Genomic DNA, 18,426 nt, shown 5'->3' on the forward strand with positions numbered 1-18,426 from the left:
GCGCGCTCCACCGACCTTCGATCCATAAGCGGGGCTTGGGAATTCAGGGCAGAACTGTCGTTGGACGTGATGGATCGGCCGACGGACGCTGCTTCCATGACCACCACCACCCAGGCCCGCACGACCGCGAGGATGGCCGCCCTCGTCAGTGAGATCCGCACCGTCGTCGACCGGGGGCTGGCCCCCGACCTGACCGCCTACCTGGTCGGTGAACGACTCGCCCCGCACCTGGGCGCGGCCGAGCTGCTCCTGCCCGAGCAGCGCGAAGGACACCCCGACCGGTACCGGCAGCACATCCTGCACACCGAGGCCGACGGAAGCTTCTCCGTGGTCGCCCTGGTGTGGCTGCCCGGTCAGGAGACCGCCATCCACGACCACGTCTCGTGGTGCGTGGCCGGGGTGCACGAGGGCGCCGAGAGCGAGATCCGCTACCGGCTGGCCCCCGCCACCGCCCCCGGGAGCGCCGCGCGCCTCGTGGCGACCGAGGAAGTGGTCAACGGCCAGGGTGACGTCTGCGGGTTCGCCCCGCCCGGCGACATCCACAAGGTGCGCAACTCCTGTCGTACGAAGGCGATATCCCTGCACGTCTACGGGGCCGACGTGAGCCGCCTGGGCAGCAGCGTCCGGCGCGTCTACCCGGAACCGACCGGCTGATGGCCCTCCTCAACCGCACCGTCCACCGGCCGCCACGGGCGCGGCTGCGCGATGTTTCACGTGAAACATCCACCTCCTGGCCCGGATTGGGTCTGGCCGCCGCCGGAACCCTGGTGGCGTGGTGCGTCCACCTGCTCGTCCCGGCGGTCCCGATGCTCACCGCCTCGGTGGTGCTCGGCATCGCGGCAGCCCACCTTCCAGGTCTACGCAGCGTGGTGCGCGGACCCGCCCGCCCGGGCCTGTCGCTGGCCGGTCGGAGGCTGATGCGCATCGGCATCGTCCTGCTGGGCCTCGGCCTCGGGCTGGACCAGGTGGCCCGCCTCGGCTGGACGACGGTCGCGATGGTGACCGGGGTGGTCGCGGCCACCTTCTTCGGCACCATCTGGCTCGGCCGGCGCCTCGGCCTCCCGGGGGACCAGCCCCTGCTGATCGCCACCGGCTACTCGATCTGCGGGGCCTCGGCGATCGGCGCGGTCAGCGAGGTGTCCGGCAGTGACGAGGAGGACGTGGCCGCCTCGGTGGCGCTGGTGACCCTCTGTGGAACCCTGGCCATAGCGGTACTTCCGCTCCTCCAGAGCCCGTTGGGGCTCTCCGACCCGTCCTTCGGGCGCTGGGTGGGAGCGAGCGTCCACGACGTCGGCCAGGTCGTCGCGACGGCCCAGACGGCCGGGCCCGGTGCGCTGGGCGAGGCGGTCCTGGTCAAGCTGATGCGGGTGGCGCTGCTGGCCCCGCTCGTGGCGGCCGTCGCCTTCTCGATGCGCGCCCGGCGGCGCGGGGTGCGCACCTCCTCGGGTCGCAGGCCCGCACCGGTGCCGCTGTTCGTGGCCGGCTTCCTGGTGGCGGCCGCGCTGCGCACCACCGGGGTGCTGCCCGACGTAGCGCTGGAGTGGGCGCACACCGCGCAGGGGCTGCTCCTGGCGGCGGCCCTGTTCGGCCTCGGCAGCGCGGTGGACCTGCCCACCCTGGCCCGTACCGGCGGGCGGGCGGCACTGCTGGGGCTGGGGGCGTGGGTGATGGTGGCCGGGGTCTCGTACGTGGGAGTCGTCCTCACGGCATAACTCCACGGACTCACGGAAGTTGGCCATTCCCTGTCCGAAACCAACCGAACGCCCGTGCCGCCCGGAGACATCTCGATGCCCGCGTGCGAACCTGCCCCGGCACGTCGGCACAACCGCACAACCGCACAACCGCACAACCGCACAACCGCACAACCGCGCAACCGCCCCATCGATCCGCACCGACAGCTCTTCACCCCACCCTGCCCGGGTCAGACCGGTCCGGGCACGGCAGAAGGAGTCCTGCGTGAATCGTCATCGCACGGCGGCATCCGTCCTCCTCGCCGCGGGCGCCCTCCTCGCGGGGGCCCTGACGGCGGCGTCCCCCTCGGCCGCCGCGGAGTCGCCCGCCTCGTCCAGGCCGCGGCAGACGGCCGGCTTCTGGACGGCGGAGCGGATGCGCCAGGCCACCCCGCTGGACGTGACGGCGGCCCCCGGCACCGTTCGCACGGCCCCCGCCCCGTCCGGCCCACCCGCCCGGGTGGCTCCCACGGCGGCCTCCCCCACGGCGTTCCCGCAGGCCGGCGGTGCCTGGACCGGCGGCGGGGCGATCGTGAAGACCTCGGGCCGGGTCTTCTTCACCATGGGCGACCGGACGGCCTCGTGCTCCGGTGACTCGATCACGAGCGCCAACGGCAGCACGGTCATCACCGCCGGCCACTGCGTGAAGTACCAGGGCGCCTGGCACACCAACTGGGTCTTCGTCCCGGCCTACGACAACGGGAACGCCCCCTATGGCCAGTGGCCCGCGACCAAGACGTTCGCCACCGACCAGTGGGCGGCGAGCGAGGACATGAACATGGACGTCGGCCTGGCCGTGGTGGCCCCGCTGAACGGCCGGAAGCTCAGCCAGGCCGTCGGCGCCCAGGGCATCGCCTTCAACGGCGGCTACAACAAGAAGATGTACTCCTTCGGCTTCCCCGCGGCCGCGCCGTACGACGGCACGAAGCTGGTCTACTGCAGCGGCAACTCGGGCAAGGACTTCCTGCTGACCAAGGACCACGGCCTGGGCTGCAACATGACCGGCGGTTCCAGCGGCGGCCCCTGGCTCCAGGACTTCGACGAGGCGACGGGCCTGGGCACCCAGGTCTCGGTGAACAGCTTCGGGTACACCTTCCTGCCGAACCGGATGTTCGGCCCCTACTTCGGCAACGAGGCGAAGGCGGCCTACGACAAGGCCCAGACCTCCTGACCCCACCACCCCTTTCCCGCCCGGAAACACCCACCACACCCACCCCCACATCCCGGTACTCTGTACCGGCCAGGTGGGTTGCCCGAGCGGCCTAAGGGAACGGTCTTGAAAACCGTCGTGGCGCGAGTCACCGTGGGTTCAAATCCCACACCCACCGCCAGGTCAGAGAAGCAGCAGGTCAGAGGGTGGGCACCCGAATCGGGTGCCCACCCTCTGTGCTCACCCCGGGGCGCCGCATCCGCGATGCTCTTCGCCTCCTCCAGCTCCTCCCGCGGCTTGCTTCGCCGCGACGACGACCCCGGCGCAATGACCCACTGGTCGTGCTATGCCCCTGGCGCGTCTGCGGCACGTGGGGGCGACCGTATCTCTACGTCCGGCATATTGCGCAGAAATGTTTATGGGGATGCGGGATATTTATATTGGAAAATTCGGTCAGTATGAATTCTTTCAGGGGGCGAAGATGGGAAATGTTACGAATCCCAGGTCGTTCTTCGCTCGGCGTGCGTCACCTTGCGCGACACGGTGAAAAGGGCGGAGCCCACTGGCCCTGGCTGTGACAATCTGCTGGCCATCGCAAGGTCTTTTGAGCGGAGGCACAGGGCCCGTGGGTGTCAATGTCAATCCCACCGTCAGCAGGCGTCGGCTGGGGTCGGAGCTCCGTCGGCTCCGGGAGATCAGAGGCATGACGACGCCGCAGGTGGCGGAGAGCCTGCTGATCTCCCAGCCCAAGATCAGTCTCATGGAGAACGGCCGCCGCCCCGTCAAGCCGCGCGACGTGCGTGATCTCTGCGGGCTGTACGGAGTCCAGGACCGGGGGCTCGTCGACCATCTGATGCAGCTGGCCAGGGAATCGGGGCAGCAGGGCTGGTGGAACGCCTACGGTGACATCCCGTACGGCGCCTACATCGGCCTGGAGGCAGAGGCCGTGGCGATCCGATGCTACGAGCCCCTGGTGATCCCCGGCCTGCTGCAGACCCCCGCCTACGCCCGGGCGGTCATCGCAGGAACGATCCCTCAGGCTGCCGCCGAGCAGGCCGCCACACGGCTCCAGGTACGGCTGCGGCGCCAGCACCGGCTGGGCGCTCCGGACAACCCGCTGCGCTTATGGGCGGTACTGGACGAATCGTCACTGCGGCGCGTCGTAGGCAGCCGGGAGGTCATGCGCGAGCAGCTGGAGCATCTGACCCACCTCGGAGCCCAGTCGCACATCACCGTGCAGGTCCTCCCCCACGACGTGGGGGCTCACCCGGGTGTCTCGGGACAGTTCGCGCTGCTCGAGTTCGCGGACGCCGCCGACGCGAGCGTGGTGTATTTGGAGAGGTTCACCAGCGATCTCTATCTGGAGAAACGATCCGACGCCAGGATCTACAGCGGTATGTATGCGCACCTGCAGGCCCAGGCGCTGAGCCCGGACAGTACCCGGAATTTCATCAACGATGCCATCAAGGCGTACGTCGGCACGGAATTCTGGCGAGACGACCGCATGCCGTCCTCGTCGACCCTGTGAGCGCCGTGCGGTAGGCATCCTGACATCGAGGACCGAGCCCCTGGACGACGTGTCCAGGGGCTCGGCTTCGGGTCCTGTCGAGACCGATCGGTCAGAGGCGTGATGCCGTCACGCCTGCCATGTGCCGGCTAGTCCTGTCGAGTCGCTGTACCTCGGCGGGTTCTCCTCATCGCGAAGAGGGCCGAGCCTCCGGCGAATGCCAGCACGGCCGCGGACGCGGCCATGATGCCGGTCCTGCTGCTCGTGCCGGTAGCGGCGAGGTCGGGCGAAGCCGCCTTCGGCTGCTGGCCGGTGGCGGCGCTCACGTGGGCGAAGTTGACGGTCTTGGCCGTGTGGCCGGGAAGCACGTGGCCCAGGGCATCGTCGAAGCCGCCCGGCAGGAAGTCGGCCCACGGGGGCTTGCCCTGGTCGTGGTTGTCGTGACCGTGGCCGGGATTGCCCTGGTCGTGGTCGTCGCGACCGTGACCGTGCTCGCCCTCGTCGTCGTGGTCGTGGTCGTGGTCGTCGCGACCGTGTTCGCCCTCGTCGCCATCGTGGTGGCCGTGGTGGCCGTGGTCGTGATCGCCCGAGTCACCGCTTTCGCCCTTGTCGCCGCGAGGCCCCTTCGGTCCGGCGGGTCCGGCGGGTCCGGCAGGTCCGGCAGGTCCTGCGGGTCCGGCAGGCCCTGCGGGTCCGGCAGAACCAGTGGGTCCAGGTGCTCCGGGGGCGCCGGGTGCGCCAGGGCTGCCGGTGGGTCCAGGTGCGCCGGGTGCTCCGGGTGCGCCAGGGCTACCGGTAGGTCCAGGTGCGCCAGGGGCTCCGGGTGCTCCGGGGCTGCCGGTCGGTCCGGGTGCACCGGGCGCTCCAGGTGCTCCGGGGCTGCCGGTAGGTCCAGGTGCTCCGGGTGCTCCGGGGCTGCCGGTGGGTCCGGGCGCTCCAGGCGCTCCAGGTGCGCCAGGTGCTCCGGGGCTGCCGGTAGGTCCGGGTGCGCCGGGTGCTCCGGGGGCGCCAGGGCTACCGGTCGGGCCAGGCGAGCCGGTGGGGCCGGGGGATCCCGTCGGTCCGGGCGAACCCGTCGGGCCGGGAGACCCGGTCGGCCCGGGAGGTCCAGGCGGGCCGACGGCGCAGTCCGGCCTCGTAATGGTGTTGTTGTCCATCGTGACCGCGGCATTACGCGCCAGGGCGCGGCCTTCGATCACGGCGCTGTTGTTCAGCGTGATGGACTGCATGGCCAGGATGGTGCCCTTGAACTGGGTGGTCGTGCCGAGGGTGGCGGAGCTGCCCACCTGCCAGAACACGTTGCAGGCGTTCGCTCCGTTGATGAAGGCCACGGAACTCGACGAAGCCGTGGTCAGGGTCGTGGGGATCCGGAAGATGAAGACGGAGTTGGGGTCGTTCTGGCCGTCGAGGGTGACCGTCCCGGTGAGTTGCAGGGACGGCGGGGTCGCCGGGGCCGTGTAGACGCCGGGCCCCAGCGTCAGTCCGCCGATCTCGTCCGAAGCGAGAATGGTCCCGGGCCCCCGGCCTGCCGCGTCGTCGTAGGCGACGACGAGGTCGGACTTCGCCTGAGCGGCGGCGGCGTTGGGGGCTACGCGCGTCACTCCGTTGACGGTGCCGGGCGGGAAGCCGGTCACCGACGTGCCCGGATAGAGGCCCACGTCGCCGTTGACGACGGTGGGATTCGTGTTGGTGACCGTCGAACCGGCCAGGACCCCGTAACTGGCGGTGGTCCCCAGCAACACGGGGGCTTCAGCGGCGTGGGCGAGGGTCGGGATCAGGGCGGCCGACGCCAGGAGCGTTGCGGGGAGCAGGGCAAAGGCTCCCCGTTTGAGCAGACTGCGTTGAGGGCTTGTGTCGGGTGGAGCCGACCGGATGACATCCAATGCCATAGCAGGACCTTTCTCGTTGCTGGTCAGGGCCGCCGGCCCGCTACCTGTGCCGACACGCAGGCTCACACCGAGCAGGGGACGCAGATCGGCTCCGTGCCAGATGTGGTGATGGGTCGTCACGCGGGAGCATTCCCGCATATTTCGCCGTGATAGACCGCAAATAGGAAAAAGCGTCTGCATGAGTGACGGGGTGTCAGGAAAGTGCATGCCTCGTACGTCTGTGCGCATGTGCTGCGTCGTCAAGCCGGGAGCACGGCCACGGGCGCGAGGGGCTGGGCGACGGCCGTAGTAGAGGTGATCCGCGCTGAGAACGGCGAGGTCGCTGGTGAGCGCGCCTGCCGCCTGGCACCGCGCCGCCATGCCGGTGACCTCGTGGTGCGCCTGCTGCGCGGTACCCGGATTGCCCGGAAGGTTGGTCCTGAAGGGGGCCCAGCGGCGGGCGGGTCAGGGCATCAGGTGCGATCGGGGACGGAAGCGTGAAGAGGACCGGTAGTGCACGCAAGCAGGCGCTGTTCACCATCGTGCGCGCGCTGGTGTCAGCGGGGGTCCTCGTCGCCGTCTACTACCTGCTGCCGCTGGGTTCGGCCTTCACCACCACCACCGTCCTCGCGCTCGCCGGTGGTATCGCGGCGGTGGCGCTGCTCCTGGCCTGGCAGGTCAGCCGGATCACGCGGTCCCCGTGGCCCGGGCTGCGGGCCATCGAGGCACTGGCGGTGACCCTCCCGGTCGTCGTGCTGCTGTTCGCGACGGCCTACTGGCTGATGGAGGACGGTGCGCCCGGCAGCTTCAGCGAGGCCCTGTCGCGGACTGACGCGCTGTATTTCTCCATGACCGTGTTCAGCACGGTCGGGTTCGGGGACATCACCGCGCGCAGCCAGCCGGCCCGGCTGCTCACCACGGGGCAGATGACGATCAATTTCCTGCTGATCGGCGTGGCGGCCCGGCTCCTGATGAACGCGGTTCAGGAAGGAAGACGCCAGCGGAACCGGCCGCCGGCCGACGGTGACACCGCCACACCCGGCGACGGGTGACCCCGTCGCGGGCGGAGAGACGGCCGCTCTGCCGACAGGATGCGGTCTGCGGGGTGGGCCAGCATGCTGGAAGGGACGGAACACGGCGGAAGGAGCCTCTATGTCCATGATGGACAAGCTCAGGCACATGCTGAAGGGCCACGAGGAACAGGCCGGGCAGGGCATCGACAAGGCCGGTGACCTCGTCGACGAGAAGACCCAGGGCAAGTACAGCAGCCAGGTCGACACCGCCCAGGACAAGCTCAAGGAGCAGCTGGGAACCGACCGCCCGGAGGACAACCCGCCGCCGCGGTAGGCGTGCGGGAGCGGTACCGGCGGTTTCCTCTTCCTTCCGAGTCGCATGCCCGAAGGGGCGCCCCTCAGCGGGGCGCCCCTTCGGCGTGACCGGGCGGTCTTGGTTCTTCCGGGTGGTGTTTGTCGGAAAAGCGGCGCGGGTGGTGGGGGCGGTGCGGTTGCGGCCACATCATGACGAATGTATGCAGATCCGCCCGTCGGAACATCGCGAAATGAGGTACTCGTCATGACCCACCGCAGCAGCGTCACGTCGATCTGGACCACCGTCCTCGCCGCGCTCGTGGCCCTCCTGGCCGCTCTCGGCTTCGGCGGAAAGGCGGCCCCGGTCGCCGCTGCCGCCGCCGTCGCCACTCCGATGGTCCCCGCCGCGCGACGGACGGCTCCGGTGGCGCGCCGGACGTGGAGGGCGATGATGCGGGGTGGTTCGCTCCCGCCGACCATCAAGCAGCGGATCCGCGCCGAGGCCCACGGCAAGACCCCGTCCGTTCGTAGCTCGGCCACCGCGGCAGCCGCCGACGCCGACGCCGTACGTGGTGCGGGTACGGGTTCCGATGCGGGTTCCGGTGCGGGTGTCGTGAGCGCCCTCGGAAGTGGTGCGGAGCGGCGGCAGCTGGCGCTGGCCGCGTAGGAGCCGGGAGCAGGCGGAGCCGGCGGGGAAGGCAGAGCCGGCCGGTCAGCAGGGCCGTGGGAAAGACGGAGCAGACGTAGGAGCGCAGGCGCTGGAGCCCGGTCGTCGTGGCCGTGGATCGCGCTGCGGAGTGCCCCCGGGAGTGGGGCACGGTGGGATGGCCCCGGCGGGCGCCGGGGGCGTGCAGGGGGCGTGAAGCTTGGTACGGCAGGGCCGCAGGGCCGGGAGACGGTGGGGTTCCCGGGCGACGCGGCCCTCTTCGGCATGTCCGGGACAGGCCGGTTTGGTGGAACGTTTCAGCCCTGGCGCGGCACGGCTTTCGCCCGAGTCGGGGGCGCCGGAGTGGGGCGGCAGAGGCGCATACGAGGTTTATCCGATGTTGGTCATGCTTGCGGGGGAATAGCAGGCTCCGGGATGGTTCGCCGGGGATTCGGTGGGCAACTCTGGACTCGCGACGTCGTCCGCAACACGGAACGACCGAGGCGGTCGGCCAACTGCCTTGGGATTCACCCGACTTCGGTTTTCTGGAGGATTCAGACATGGCAAGCATCCGTACCGCCCGCGTCATCGCCGCTGTCGCCGCTCTCCCCCTCGCCGTCGCCCTCTTCGGCGGCGTGGCCTCGGCCGACAACGGCTCGTTCGCGAACGACGGATCGAATGCGAGCGTCGCGAGCATCGTCGGCAGTGGTGTGGGCGGCAACAACCACGGCAACTCCTCCACCTCGCAGCAGGTGGCCACCGGCTCCGGTGCGTCGAACCAGAACAACACCGCGCAGGTCAACGGCTCGGCCTTCACGGCGATCCACCAGGCCAACACGAACCTCGCGGTGAACTTCCACCCCTGGTGGTAGATGCCTCCTGAACCGCGCTGACCACTGAGGGCGCCCGTACGACCGGACCGGCTGGGGTCCGGTCGTGCGGGCGCCCTTCCGCGTGCTGCGCCGCTCCGCCTCCCGACCTTGACATCCACGGGGAATCTGACGGACAGTCAGGTTCACTCGTCCGATGCGATGCCGGGAGGCCAGTGCCGTGCACCTCGCCCCGTCCGAAGGCCAGTTGAGGCTGCGCGCCGAACTGCGGGAGTACTTCCGGAAGCTGCTGCCGGACGGGCCGCCCGAGGACCCGGCCGCCCAGCGCGCCCTGCTGCGCCGCATCGGCGCCGACGGACTGCTCGGCATCGGCTGGCCCGCCGAGTACGGCGGCCAAGGGCGCGGCCCCGACGAGCAGTTCGTGTTCTTCGACGAGGCCTACCGGGCCGGGGCCCCCGTCTCCATGGTCACCCTCAACACCGTCGGCCCCACCCTCATGAAGTACGGGACCGAGGAACAGAAGGCCTACTTCCTCCCCCGCATCCTCCGCGGCGAGATCGTCTTCGCCATCGGCTACTCGGAACCCGAGGCCGGCACCGACCTCGCCTCGCTGCGCACCCGCGCGGTCCGCGACGGCGGGGACTGGCTGATCGACGGGCAGAAGATCTTCACGTCCAACGCCCAGAACGCGGACTGGATCTGGCTCGCCTGCCGCACCGACCCGGAAGCCCCCAAGCACAAGGGCATCTCCATCATCCTGGTGCCCACCGACAGCCCCGGCTTCGCCTGGACCCCCATCGACACGGTCGGCGGCCTCACCACCACCGCGACCTACTACGACGGCATCCGCGTCCCCCCGGGCAGCCTCGTCGGCCCCGAACACGGCGGCTGGGGCCTGATCACCAACCAGCTCAACCACGAACGCGTCGCCCTCGCCGCCATCGGCATGCAGGCCGAGGACTTCTACGACGCGGCGCTCTCCCACGCCCGGACCCCCGACCCCGCCACCGGCGAGCGGCCCGCCGACCGGCCCTGGGTGCGGTCCCGGCTCGCCGAGGCCCACGCCCGCCTGGCCGCCGTACGCCTCCTCAACTGGCGCCTCGTCCAGGACGTGGGCGCCGGCACCCTCGCCCCGGGCGACGCGAGCGGGGTGAAGTTCCTCGGCACCGAGTCCACCGTCGAGGTGTACCGGATCTGCCAGGAGGTGGTGGGCGAGGAGGCCCTCGTACGAGGACCCGGCCCCCGGGCCTTCGCGGGCGGCGAGCTGGAGCGGATGAACCGGGCCGCCCAGATCAACACCTTCGGCGGCGGGGTCAGCGAGGTCCAGCGCGAGATCGTCGCCATGATGCGGCTCGGCATGAAGGGGAGGAAGCGATGACGACCGCAGGGGACACCGCAGGGGACACCACCGGGGACACCGCCGGGGACACCGCCGAGGACACCCTGTTCCACGCACGGCTCAAGGCCTTCGAGGGACGCCCCGCCGCCACCGCCGGCCGGGCCAAGGACGCGGTGAACGAGCCGATGATCCGCCACTGGTGCGAGGCGATGGGGGACACCAACCCCGCCTACACCGGCCCGGACGCCGTCGCCCCGCCCACCATGCTCCAGGCCTGGACGATGGGCGGGCTCTCCGGCCACACCGGCCGCACCTCCGCCTACGACGAGCTCCTCGCGCTCCTCGACGGCGCGGGCTGCACCTCCGTCGTCGCCACCGACTGCGAGCAGGAGTACCTGCGCCCGCTGCGCCCCGGGGACACGGTGACCTTCGACGCCGTCATCGAGTCGGTCTCGCCGCGCAAGACGACCAAGCTGGGCACCGGGCACTTCGTGACCACCCGGATGGACGTCCACGCGAACGGCGAGCTCGCCGGGACGCACCGCTTCCGGATCCTCAAGTACGCCCCGGGACCCACCAGGAAGCCGCAGCCGAAGCCCCAGCGCCCCCGCCCCGTGATCAACCGCGACAACCAGGGCTTCTGGGACGGGGTCCGCGAGCACAAGCTGCTGGTCCAGCGCTGCACCGCCTGTGCCACCCTGCGCTTCCCCTGGCTGCCCGGCTGCCACGCCTGCGCCTCCCCCGACTGGGACACCGTCGAGGCGAGCGGCGCCGGGACGGTCTTCAGCTACGTCGTCATGCACCACCCGCCCTTCCCGGCCTTCGACCCGCCGTACGCGGTGGCCCTCGTCGAGCTCGCCGAGGACGTGCGCATGATCGCCAACATCACCGGCGTCCCCTACGACAAGGTGCGCATCGGTCTGCCCGTCCAGCTGGAGTTCCTGCGCGTCGACGACACGCTCGTACTCCCCGTCTTCCGCGGAGAGGCGGGCTGACGTGGACTTCCACCCCACCGAGGAACAGGCCGAGGCCGCCGGCCTGGCCGCCCGGATCTTCCACGACCTGGCCACCCACGAACGCCTCGCCGCGGCGGGCACCGGCAGCGACGCCGAGCTGTGGAAGGCCCTCACCTCCGCCGGACTGATCGCCGCCGTGGAGGAGGTCGGCCTCCTCGGACTGGTCCTGCTGCTGGAGGAACAGGGCCGCACCACCGCGCAGGTCCCGTACGCCGCCACCTGCGCGTACGGCGTCCTGCCGGTGGCCGCGCACGGCAGTGCCGCCCAGCGCGCCGCCCTGCTGCCCGCCCTGGGCTCCGGCGAGGCCGTCGCCACCGGCGCCTTCCCGGCCCGCGGCCGGATCACCGCCACGCGTGAGGGCCGCCTGACCGGCACCGCGCCCGCCGTGCCCTGGCTGCGCGACGCCACGCACGTCCTGGTCCCGGACGCCGACCGGGTGCTGTGGCTCGTACGGACGGACGCGCCCGGGGTGGTGACGGAGCCGGTGGAGACGACCGCCCCGTGGTCGGCGGGCCGGCTCACCCTGACCGGCGCCCGGGCGGAGCGGCTCGGAGATGACGAAGCGGTCGACGAAGCGGCCGACGAAGCCGACGACGGCCCCTACGGCCACGTCCTCGCCGCCGCCCGCACCGCCTTCGCGGGCCTCCAGGCGGGCGTCTGCGCCGGTTCGCTGGCCCGCGCCGTCGAGTACACCTCCACCCGCGAGCAGTTCGGCCGGCCGCTGTCCACGAACCAGGGCGTCATGCTCCGCGCGGCCGACGCGTACATGGACACCGAGGCGATCCGGGTCACCGCGTACGAGGCGGCCTGGCGCATCGACCAGGGGCTCGGCGCGCGCGAGCACGCCCTCACCGCGGCCTGGTGGGCCTCGGAGGCGGGCAAGCGGGTTGTCCACACGGGCCAGCACCTGCACGGAGGCATGGGCGCCGACCTGGACCACCCCGTCCACCGGCACTTCCTGTGGGGACGCCAGCTGGACGCCTACCTGGGCTGCGGCAGCGAACTGCTGGCCGAGCTGGGCGACACCCTCGCCACGACCGAACAGGAGGAGAGCGCATGAACCTCGGCGACGCACTGCCCCCGCTGGAGATCCCCGTCACCCGCACCCTGATCGTCGCGGGCGCCATCGCCTCCCGCGACTACCAGGACGTGCACCACGACGCGGAACTCGCCCGCGAGAAGGGCTCCCCGGACATCTTCATGAACATCCTGACCACCAACGGCCTGGTCGGCCGGTACGTGACCGACCACCTCGGCCCGCACGCCGTCCTGCGCAGGGTCGCCATCCGCCTGGGCGCCCCCAACTACCCGGGCGACACGATGACCCTCACCGGCACCGTCACCGCCCTCGACGGGGACACGGCCGAGATCCGGATCGTCGGGGCCAACCGGATCGGCCACCACGTCACCGGTACCGTGACCGTCACCCTGGGGGCCGGCGCATGAGCGTCCGCACCCGCGACGGCCTCGGCGGCCGCGCCGCCATCGCCGGCATCGGCGCGACGGAGTTCTCCAAGGACTCCGGCCGCAGCGAACTCAAGCTCGCCGTCGAAGCGGTCCACGCCGCCCTCGACGACGCCGGGCTCACCCCCGCCGACGTCGACGGCCTGGTCACCTTCACCATGGACACCAGCCCCGAGATCACCGTCGCCCAGGCCGCCGGCATCGGGGACCTCTCCTTCTTCTCCCGCATCCACTACGGGGGCGGCGCGGCCTGCGCCACCGTCCAGCAGGCCGCCCTCGCCGTCGCCACCGGGGTCGCCGAGGTCGTGGTCTGCTACCGCGCCTTCAACGAGCGCTCCGGACGCCGCTTCGGCTCCGGGGTCCAGCAGCGCGAACCCTCGGCGGAGGGCGCGGCCCTCGGCTGGGCCCTGCCCTGGGGGCTGCTCACCCCCGCCTCCTGGGTGGCGATGACCGCCCAGCGCTACCTGCACACCTACGGCCTGACCCCCGAGGCCTTCGGGCACGTCGCCGTCACCGGCCGCAGGCACGCGGCGAACAACCCCGCCGCGTACTTCCACGGCAAGCCCATCACCCTCGCCGACCACGCCGCGTCCCGCTGGATCGTGGAGCCGCTGCGGCTGCTGGACTGCTGCCAGGAGACGGACGGCGGCCAGGCGATCGTCGTCACCACCGCCGAGCGGGCCCGGGACCTGCGGCAGCGGCCCGCCGTGATCACCGCCGCCGCCCAGGGGGCCGGCCGCCGCCAGGAGGCGATGACCTCCTTCTACCGCGACGATCTCACCGGACTCCCGGAGATGGACGTGGTCGCCCGCCAGCTCTGGCGCACCAGCGGGCTGCGGCCCTCGGACGTCGACGTCGCCATCCTCTACGACCACTTCTCCCCCTTCGTCCTCATGCAGCTGGAGGAGTTCGGGTTCTGCGGCCCCGGCGAGGCCGCGGACTTCGTCGCCGCCGACGCGCTCCCGCTCAACACGCACGGCGGGCAGCTCGGGGAGGCGTACCTGCACGGGATGAACGGCATCGCCGAGGCCGTCCGCCAGCTGCGCGGCACCTCCGTCAACCAGGTCCCCGGGGCCGGGAACGTCCTGGTCACGGCCGGGACCGGGGTTCCGACCTCCGGACTGGTCCTGGGAGCCGACGCCTGACCGGGGTCCCGGGCCGCGCCCGCCTCCTCCACCTACAGGAGGTGGGGCGCGGCTCCGTCCTACAACCTGAGATGGACCCTTCTGCGGCACCTGCGGCCGATCCCACGGGCGCCGACCGCTTCTAGCGTGGAGCCATGACCACGCCTGTGTGCACACTCGCCTCGAACCCGACGCCGTACCCGTCGTTCTCGGCGTACGTCCGGACCCGCGGTTCGGTCCTGATGCGCACCGCACGGTCCCTCACCGCCAACCCCTGCGACGCCGAGGACCTGCTCCAGACGGCCCTCGCCAAGACCTACGTCGCCTGGGACCGCATCGAGGACCACCGCGCCCTGGACGGGTACGTCCGGCGGGCGCTGGTCAACACCCGGACCTCCCAGTGGCGCAAGCGCAAGGTCGACGAGTTCATCTGCGACGAGCTCCCGGAGAGCGAGGAGCCGCCCGCCTCCGACCCCGCGGAGGCCCAGGCGCTGCGCGACGCGATGTGGCGCGCGGTGACCCGGCTGCCCGACCGGCAGCGGGCGATGGTCGTCCTGCGCTACTACGAGGACCTCAGCGAGGCGCAGACCGCCGAACTGCTCGGGGTCTCGGTCGGGACGGTCAAGAGCGCCGTCTCCCGCGCACTGGGCAAGCTCCGCGAGGACCCGGAGCTGACCCCGGTCCGCTGACCCGCCCCCGCGATGTTTCACGTGAAACAGTGACCGGCCCCGCTCTTTGTACCTCCGGGTAGTGACATACCACTTGGTACGTGCGCAGAATCTTCCCAATTATCGCGACGGAGCGATAGTGCCCACCGGGAGGACGCCCGTGCTCAGCACCATGCAAGAAGTACCGCTCAACATCAGCCGGATTCTGGAGCATGGCCGGAGGGTCCACGGCACGTCGACCGTGACGACGTGGACCGGTGAGGCGGAGCCCCACCGCCGGACATTCGCCGAGATCGGCGACCGCGCCGCACGGCTCGCCAACGCCCTTCGCGATGAGCTGGGCGTCGAGCCCGGAAGTGTTCTGGCGACACTGATGTGGAACAACGCGGAGCACGTGGAGGCGTACTTCGCGATCCCGTCCATGGGCGCGGTCCTGCACACGCTCAACCTGAGGCTGCCTCCCGAGCAGCTGGTCTTCATCGTCAACCACGCCGCCGACCGGGTGGTGCTGGTCAACGGGACCCTGCTGCCGCTCCTGGCCCCGCTGCTGCCGCACCTGCCGACCGTCGAGCACGTCGTGGTCGCGGGCGTCGGCGACCGCTCCGCCCTCGACGGACTCGACGTACGGGTCCACGAGTACGAGGAGCTGCTGGAGGGCCGCTCCGACCACTACGACTGGCCCGAGCTGGACGAGCGCCGGGCCGCGGCCATGTGCTACACCTCCGGCACCACGGGCGACCCCAAGGGCGTCGTCTACTCCCACCGTTCGATCTACCTGCACTCCATGCAGGTCAACATGACCGAATCGATGGGCCTCACCGACCGGGACACCAGCCTCGTCGTGGTCCCCCAATTCCACGTGAACGCCTGGGGCCTGCCCCACGCCACGTTCATGACCGGCATCAACATGCTGATGCCGGACCGCTTCCTGCAGCCCGCCCCGCTCGCCGAGATGATCGAACGGGAGAAGCCCACGCACGCCGCGGCCGTCCCGACCATCTGGCAGGGTCTGCTGGCCGAGGTCACCGCCCGCCCGCGCGACCTGACCTCGATGAAGCAGGTCACCATCGGCGGCGCGGCCTGTCCGCCCGCCCTGATGGAGGCGTACGACAAGCTCGGCGTCCGGCTGTGCCACGCCTGGGGCATGACGGAGACCTCCCCGCTCGGCACCATGGCGCACCCGCCGGCCGGGCTGAGCGCCGAGCAGGAGTGGCCGTACCGGGTCACCCAGGGCCGCTTCCCGGCGGGCGTCGAGGCCCGCCTCGTCGGCCCCGGCGGCGACCACCTGCCCTGGGACGGGGAGTCCGCGGGCGAGCTGGAGGTGCGCGGCACCTGGATCGCGGGCGCGTACTACGGCGGCGCGGCCGGGGAACCCTCGCGCCCCGAGGACAAGTTCAGCGCGGACGGCTGGCTGAAGACCGGGGACGTCGGCGTGATCAGCCCCGACGGGTTCCTCACCCTGACCGACCGGGCCAAGGACGTCATCAAGTCCGGCGGCGAGTGGATCTCCAGCGTGGAGCTGGAGAACGCGCTGATGGCCCACCCCGAGGTGGCCGAGGCGGCGGTCGTCGCCGTCCCGGACGACAAGTGGGGCGAGCGCCCGCTGGCCACGGTGGTCCTCAAGGAGGGCGCCACGGTGGACTACGAAGGGCTGCGCGCGTTCCTCGCCCGGTCGGTCGCCAAGTGGCAGCTGCCGGAGCGCTGGACGCTCGTGACGGCGGTGCCGAAGACGAGCGTCGGCAAGTTCGACAAGAAGGTGATCCGCAAGCAGTACGCCGACGGCGCCCTGGACGTCACCCTCCTCGCCTGATCAGCCGCGCGTGAGCCATGCCCGCAGCAGCCTGCTGACCGCGGGCATGGCCACGTAGGTCATCAGGGTGCTGAAGACCACCGCGAAGGCGGCGGTCCGCAGCACGAAGTTCACGTCCACCAGGTACGGACCGAGCACCGCGTTGCCCGCCAGCGAGATCGGGAAGATGGCCAGCCCCGAGCTGATCGCCATCTTCCAGCGCGGCGGCGCGGGCCGGGTCGTACCCGGCTTGGCGAACCAGGTCTCCATGCCCTGCAGTTCGCGCCGGGCTATCTCGGTGTGGTGGTGGCCGAGGCAGTTGGAGAACCACTGCGCCCGCTCCGGGGAGTCCTGCCAGCGCTGGAACGCGGCCTGGTCGCGGAAGCGGTGGACCAGGAACCACGGCCCGCCCCGCGCCGAGGGCCGGAACAGCCCGTACCCGAGGTGGCCGGGGAAGCCCGCGGCCGTCTCCAGGATCCCCTGGGCCCAGGCCTCGAAGTTCTCCTCGTGCCCGGGCTCCACCTGCCGCGCGATCAGCAGGTTCACCTCTCCGTTGTCGGCGGGGACGCTCTGCTCGGACGTGTGGGTGATGGCCATCGGGCCAGGATGACTAGTTGGTCCCGATCTTGGCCAGCAGGTCCACGATGCGGCCCTGTACGTCCGCCGTGGTGGCCCGTTCTGCGAGGAACAGCACGCTCTCGCCGGAGGCCAGCCGCGGCAGCTGGGCCGGTTCGATCCCGGCGGTCGTGTAGACGACCAGCGGGGTGCGGTTCAGCTGCCCGTTGGCGCGCAGCCAGTCCACGATCCCGGCCCGCCGCCGCCGTACCTGCATCAGGTCCATGACGACCAGGTTGGGCCGCATCCGGGTGGCCAGTTCCACGGCGTCGGTATCGGCACCCGCCCGCGCGACCTGGAGGCCGCGCCGCTCCAGCGCGGCGGTCAGCGCGGTGGCGATCTCGTCGTGCTCCTCGATCAGCAGCACCCGGGAAGGGTGCTGCTCGCTGTCGCGGGGCGCGAGCGCCTTGAGCAGCACGGCCGGATCGGCACCGTACGCGGCCTCGCGCGTGGCGTGGCCCAGCCCGGCCGTCACCAGTACGGGGACCTCGGCGGCCACCGCTGCCTGGCGCAGGGACTGCAGGGCGGTCCGGGTGATCGGACCGGTCAGCGGGTCGACGAACAGCGCGGCGGGGAACGCCGCGATCTGCGCGTCGACCTCCTCGCGGGAGTGCACGATCACCGGGCGGTAGCCGCGGTCGCTGAGCGCCTGCTGCGTCTGCGCGTCCGGCGCGGGCCACACCAGCAGCCGGCGCGGGTTGTCCAGCGGCTCGGGCGGCAGCTCGTCGTCCACGGGGCGCGGTACGGGCCGGTTGACCACCTCGACGGCACCGCCGGGTCCGTCCAGCGGCTCGGGACCCTCGGCGGAGCCCGCCTCGGGGGCCCCTATGGCGAAGGCGCGCCCCTGGGGGGCCGGTTCGGAGAGCCTGCGCCGCCGGCCGGAGCCGGACCCGCCGCCGTTCGTGGCGTTGGGATCGACGCTGATGCCCTGGCCCAGGGTGCCGAGCGCGCGCACGCTGATCGGCTGCGCGGCGCCCGCGGGGGTGTCGCCGGGCTGCCGGGCGGCGGGGACCGCTGCGGACCGGCCGACGCCGTCGCTGTCCTCGGGGGCGGTCCGGGCCGCCGGAACGGGCCAGGCGGGCGTCTCGGGCAGCGCACGGCGCCGCCCGGTCGGGAGAACGGGTTCGGCGGGGTCGGCGGCCGGGGCCGGGGGCGTCTGCGGCCCGTCGGCGGCGGGCGCGCCGAGGACCCGGCGTGCCCGGCGCCCGCCCGGCCCGTCGGAGTCGTCGGCCTCGGCGGAAGCGGAACCGGAAGCGGAAGCGGGGGCGGCGGGGGCCGGAGGCGCGATGGGGCCCGAAGCGGAAGCGGGCGGCGCGGCGGGCGGCTGCGGGACGGCCGGATTCGGCCCGGCGGGCAGCGCGAAGCCGCCCTCG

The 18,426-nt window shown here is 71.8% G+C and carries 17 protein-coding genes, 1 tRNA gene and 2 pseudogenes; 16 read left to right on the forward strand and 4 right to left on the reverse strand.

Annotated elements, in window-relative coordinates; all coding sequences use genetic code 11:
• Positions 1-96: 96 nt before the first annotated feature.
• The 5 genes from ACFV0Q_RS00655 to ACFV0Q_RS00675 all read left to right on the forward strand — a co-directional run bounded on the left by ACFV0Q_RS00655 (position 97) and on the right by ACFV0Q_RS00675 (position 4,408).
• Positions 97-654, forward strand: coding sequence for a cysteine dioxygenase (locus ACFV0Q_RS00655; protein WP_384998219.1), 558 nt, complete (start codon positions 97-99; stop codon positions 652-654).
• On the forward strand, positions 654-1,712 hold the full coding sequence (locus ACFV0Q_RS00660) for a YeiH family protein (protein WP_384998222.1): 1,059 nt from the start codon (positions 654-656) through the stop codon (positions 1,710-1,712). Before ACFV0Q_RS00655 ends, ACFV0Q_RS00660 begins: the two co-directional genes overlap by 1 nt.
• Before the next feature lie 244 nt (positions 1,713-1,956).
• Positions 1,957-2,901 carry a trypsin-like serine peptidase gene (locus tag ACFV0Q_RS00665; RefSeq protein ID WP_384998225.1) on the forward strand — a complete coding sequence of 315 codons (945 nt, stop codon included), beginning with the start codon at positions 1,957-1,959 and terminating at the stop codon, positions 2,899-2,901.
• Between the two features lie 72 nt (positions 2,902-2,973).
• Positions 2,974-3,061: transfer RNA gene (locus tag ACFV0Q_RS00670), tRNA-Ser, on the forward strand.
• A gap of 444 nt (positions 3,062-3,505) precedes the next feature.
• Positions 3,506-4,408 carry a helix-turn-helix domain-containing protein gene (locus ACFV0Q_RS00675; RefSeq protein WP_384998228.1) on the forward strand — a complete coding sequence of 301 codons (903 nt, stop codon included), beginning with the start codon at positions 3,506-3,508 and terminating at the stop codon, positions 4,406-4,408.
• Between the two features lie 128 nt (positions 4,409-4,536).
• Here ACFV0Q_RS00675 and ACFV0Q_RS00680 read toward each other — a convergent pair whose 3' ends face one another.
• Entirely contained in the window at positions 4,537-4,755 is a 219-nt protein-coding gene (locus ACFV0Q_RS00680; RefSeq protein WP_384998280.1) for an LAETG motif-containing sortase-dependent surface protein, read from the reverse strand.
• A gap of 828 nt (positions 4,756-5,583) precedes the next feature.
• Positions 5,584-6,636, reverse strand: a pseudogene (locus ACFV0Q_RS00685) (ice-binding family protein); the annotation flags it as partial.
• Positions 6,637-6,752: 116 nt separating this feature from the next.
• On the opposite strand from ACFV0Q_RS00685, the gene ACFV0Q_RS00690 reads away from it, so the two are divergent.
• The 11 genes from ACFV0Q_RS00690 to ACFV0Q_RS00740 all read left to right on the forward strand — a co-directional run bounded on the left by ACFV0Q_RS00690 (position 6,753) and on the right by ACFV0Q_RS00740 (position 16,459).
• Entirely contained in the window at positions 6,753-7,307 is a 555-nt protein-coding gene (locus ACFV0Q_RS00690; protein ID WP_384998231.1) for a potassium channel family protein, read from the forward strand.
• Positions 7,308-7,407: 100 nt separating this feature from the next.
• The gene (locus ACFV0Q_RS00695) at positions 7,408-7,602 is read left to right on the forward strand and encodes an antitoxin (protein ID WP_384998234.1); all 195 of its coding nucleotides are present in this window, start codon (positions 7,408-7,410) and stop codon (positions 7,600-7,602) included.
• Between the two features lie 225 nt (positions 7,603-7,827).
• Positions 7,828-8,229 (forward strand): DUF6344 domain-containing protein, encoded by a 402-nt coding sequence (locus ACFV0Q_RS00700; protein WP_384998236.1) that lies wholly within the window; start codon positions 7,828-7,830, stop codon positions 8,227-8,229.
• A gap of 539 nt (positions 8,230-8,768) precedes the next feature.
• Complete coding sequence (locus tag ACFV0Q_RS00705) at positions 8,769-9,080, forward strand: hypothetical protein (RefSeq protein ID WP_384998239.1); 312 nt, start codon at positions 8,769-8,771, stop codon at positions 9,078-9,080.
• Between the two features lie 178 nt (positions 9,081-9,258).
• The gene (locus tag ACFV0Q_RS00710) at positions 9,259-10,416 is read left to right on the forward strand and encodes an acyl-CoA dehydrogenase family protein (protein WP_384998283.1); all 1,158 of its coding nucleotides are present in this window, start codon (positions 9,259-9,261) and stop codon (positions 10,414-10,416) included.
• Entirely contained in the window at positions 10,413-11,372 is a 960-nt protein-coding gene (locus ACFV0Q_RS00715) for a bifunctional MaoC family dehydratase N-terminal/OB-fold nucleic acid binding domain-containing protein (protein ID WP_384998242.1), read from the forward strand. The genes ACFV0Q_RS00710 and ACFV0Q_RS00715 overlap by 4 nt, the downstream gene beginning before the upstream one ends.
• A 1-nt stretch (position 11,373) precedes the next feature.
• Positions 11,374-12,453, forward strand: coding sequence for an acyl-CoA dehydrogenase family protein (locus ACFV0Q_RS00720; RefSeq protein ID WP_384998245.1), 1,080 nt, complete (start codon positions 11,374-11,376; stop codon positions 12,451-12,453).
• The gene (locus tag ACFV0Q_RS00725; RefSeq protein WP_384998248.1) at positions 12,450-12,839 is read left to right on the forward strand and encodes a MaoC family dehydratase; all 390 of its coding nucleotides are present in this window, start codon (positions 12,450-12,452) and stop codon (positions 12,837-12,839) included. The genes ACFV0Q_RS00720 and ACFV0Q_RS00725 overlap by 4 nt, the downstream gene beginning before the upstream one ends.
• A complete protein-coding gene (locus ACFV0Q_RS00730) occupies positions 12,836-14,002 on the forward strand; it encodes a lipid-transfer protein (protein ID WP_384998251.1) in 1,167 nt (388 codons plus the stop codon). Before ACFV0Q_RS00725 ends, ACFV0Q_RS00730 begins: the two co-directional genes overlap by 4 nt.
• A 134-nt stretch (positions 14,003-14,136) precedes the next feature.
• Positions 14,137-14,670 (forward strand): SigE family RNA polymerase sigma factor, encoded by a 534-nt coding sequence (locus tag ACFV0Q_RS00735; RefSeq protein WP_384998254.1) that lies wholly within the window; start codon positions 14,137-14,139, stop codon positions 14,668-14,670.
• Positions 14,671-14,809: 139 nt separating this feature from the next.
• Positions 14,810-16,459, forward strand: a complete 1,650-nt coding sequence (locus ACFV0Q_RS00740) for a long-chain fatty acid--CoA ligase (RefSeq protein ID WP_384998257.1) — start codon at positions 14,810-14,812, stop codon at positions 16,457-16,459.
• Here the strand turns inward: ACFV0Q_RS00740 and ACFV0Q_RS00745 are convergent, their stop codons facing one another.
• Both ACFV0Q_RS00745 and ACFV0Q_RS00750 read right to left on the reverse strand, forming a co-directional pair.
• Entirely contained in the window at positions 16,460-17,035 is a 576-nt protein-coding gene (locus tag ACFV0Q_RS00745) for an antibiotic biosynthesis monooxygenase (RefSeq protein WP_384998260.1), read from the reverse strand.
• A gap of 13 nt (positions 17,036-17,048) precedes the next feature.
• Positions 17,049-18,426, reverse strand: a pseudogene (locus ACFV0Q_RS00750) (hypothetical protein); the annotation flags it as partial.

Origin of the sequence: Streptomyces sp. NPDC059564 (assembly GCF_042735575.1) — a bacterium.
GTDB lineage: Bacteria > Actinomycetota > Actinomycetes > Streptomycetales > Streptomycetaceae > Streptomyces.

Coding starts and splice junctions, on each gene's coding strand:
- ACFV0Q_RS00655 (WP_384998219.1), top strand. CDS start 97: ATGACCACCACCACCCAGGCCCGCACGACCGCGAGGATGGCCGCCCTC.
- ACFV0Q_RS00660 (WP_384998222.1), top strand. CDS start 654: ATGGCCCTCCTCAACCGCACCGTCCACCGGCCGCCACGGGCGCGGCTG.
- ACFV0Q_RS00695 (WP_384998234.1), top strand. CDS start 7,408: ATGTCCATGATGGACAAGCTCAGGCACATGCTGAAGGGCCACGAGGAA.
- ACFV0Q_RS00700 (WP_384998236.1), top strand. CDS start 7,828: ATGACCCACCGCAGCAGCGTCACGTCGATCTGGACCACCGTCCTCGCC.
- ACFV0Q_RS00705 (WP_384998239.1), top strand. CDS start 8,769: ATGGCAAGCATCCGTACCGCCCGCGTCATCGCCGCTGTCGCCGCTCTC.
- ACFV0Q_RS00715 (WP_384998242.1), top strand. CDS start 10,413: ATGACGACCGCAGGGGACACCGCAGGGGACACCACCGGGGACACCGCC.
- ACFV0Q_RS00725 (WP_384998248.1), top strand. CDS start 12,450: ATGAACCTCGGCGACGCACTGCCCCCGCTGGAGATCCCCGTCACCCGC.
- ACFV0Q_RS00730 (WP_384998251.1), top strand. CDS start 12,836: ATGAGCGTCCGCACCCGCGACGGCCTCGGCGGCCGCGCCGCCATCGCC.
- ACFV0Q_RS00735 (WP_384998254.1), top strand. CDS start 14,137: ATGACCACGCCTGTGTGCACACTCGCCTCGAACCCGACGCCGTACCCG.
- ACFV0Q_RS00745 (WP_384998260.1), bottom strand. CDS start 17,035: ATGGCCATCACCCACACGTCCGAGCAGAGCGTCCCCGCCGACAACGGA.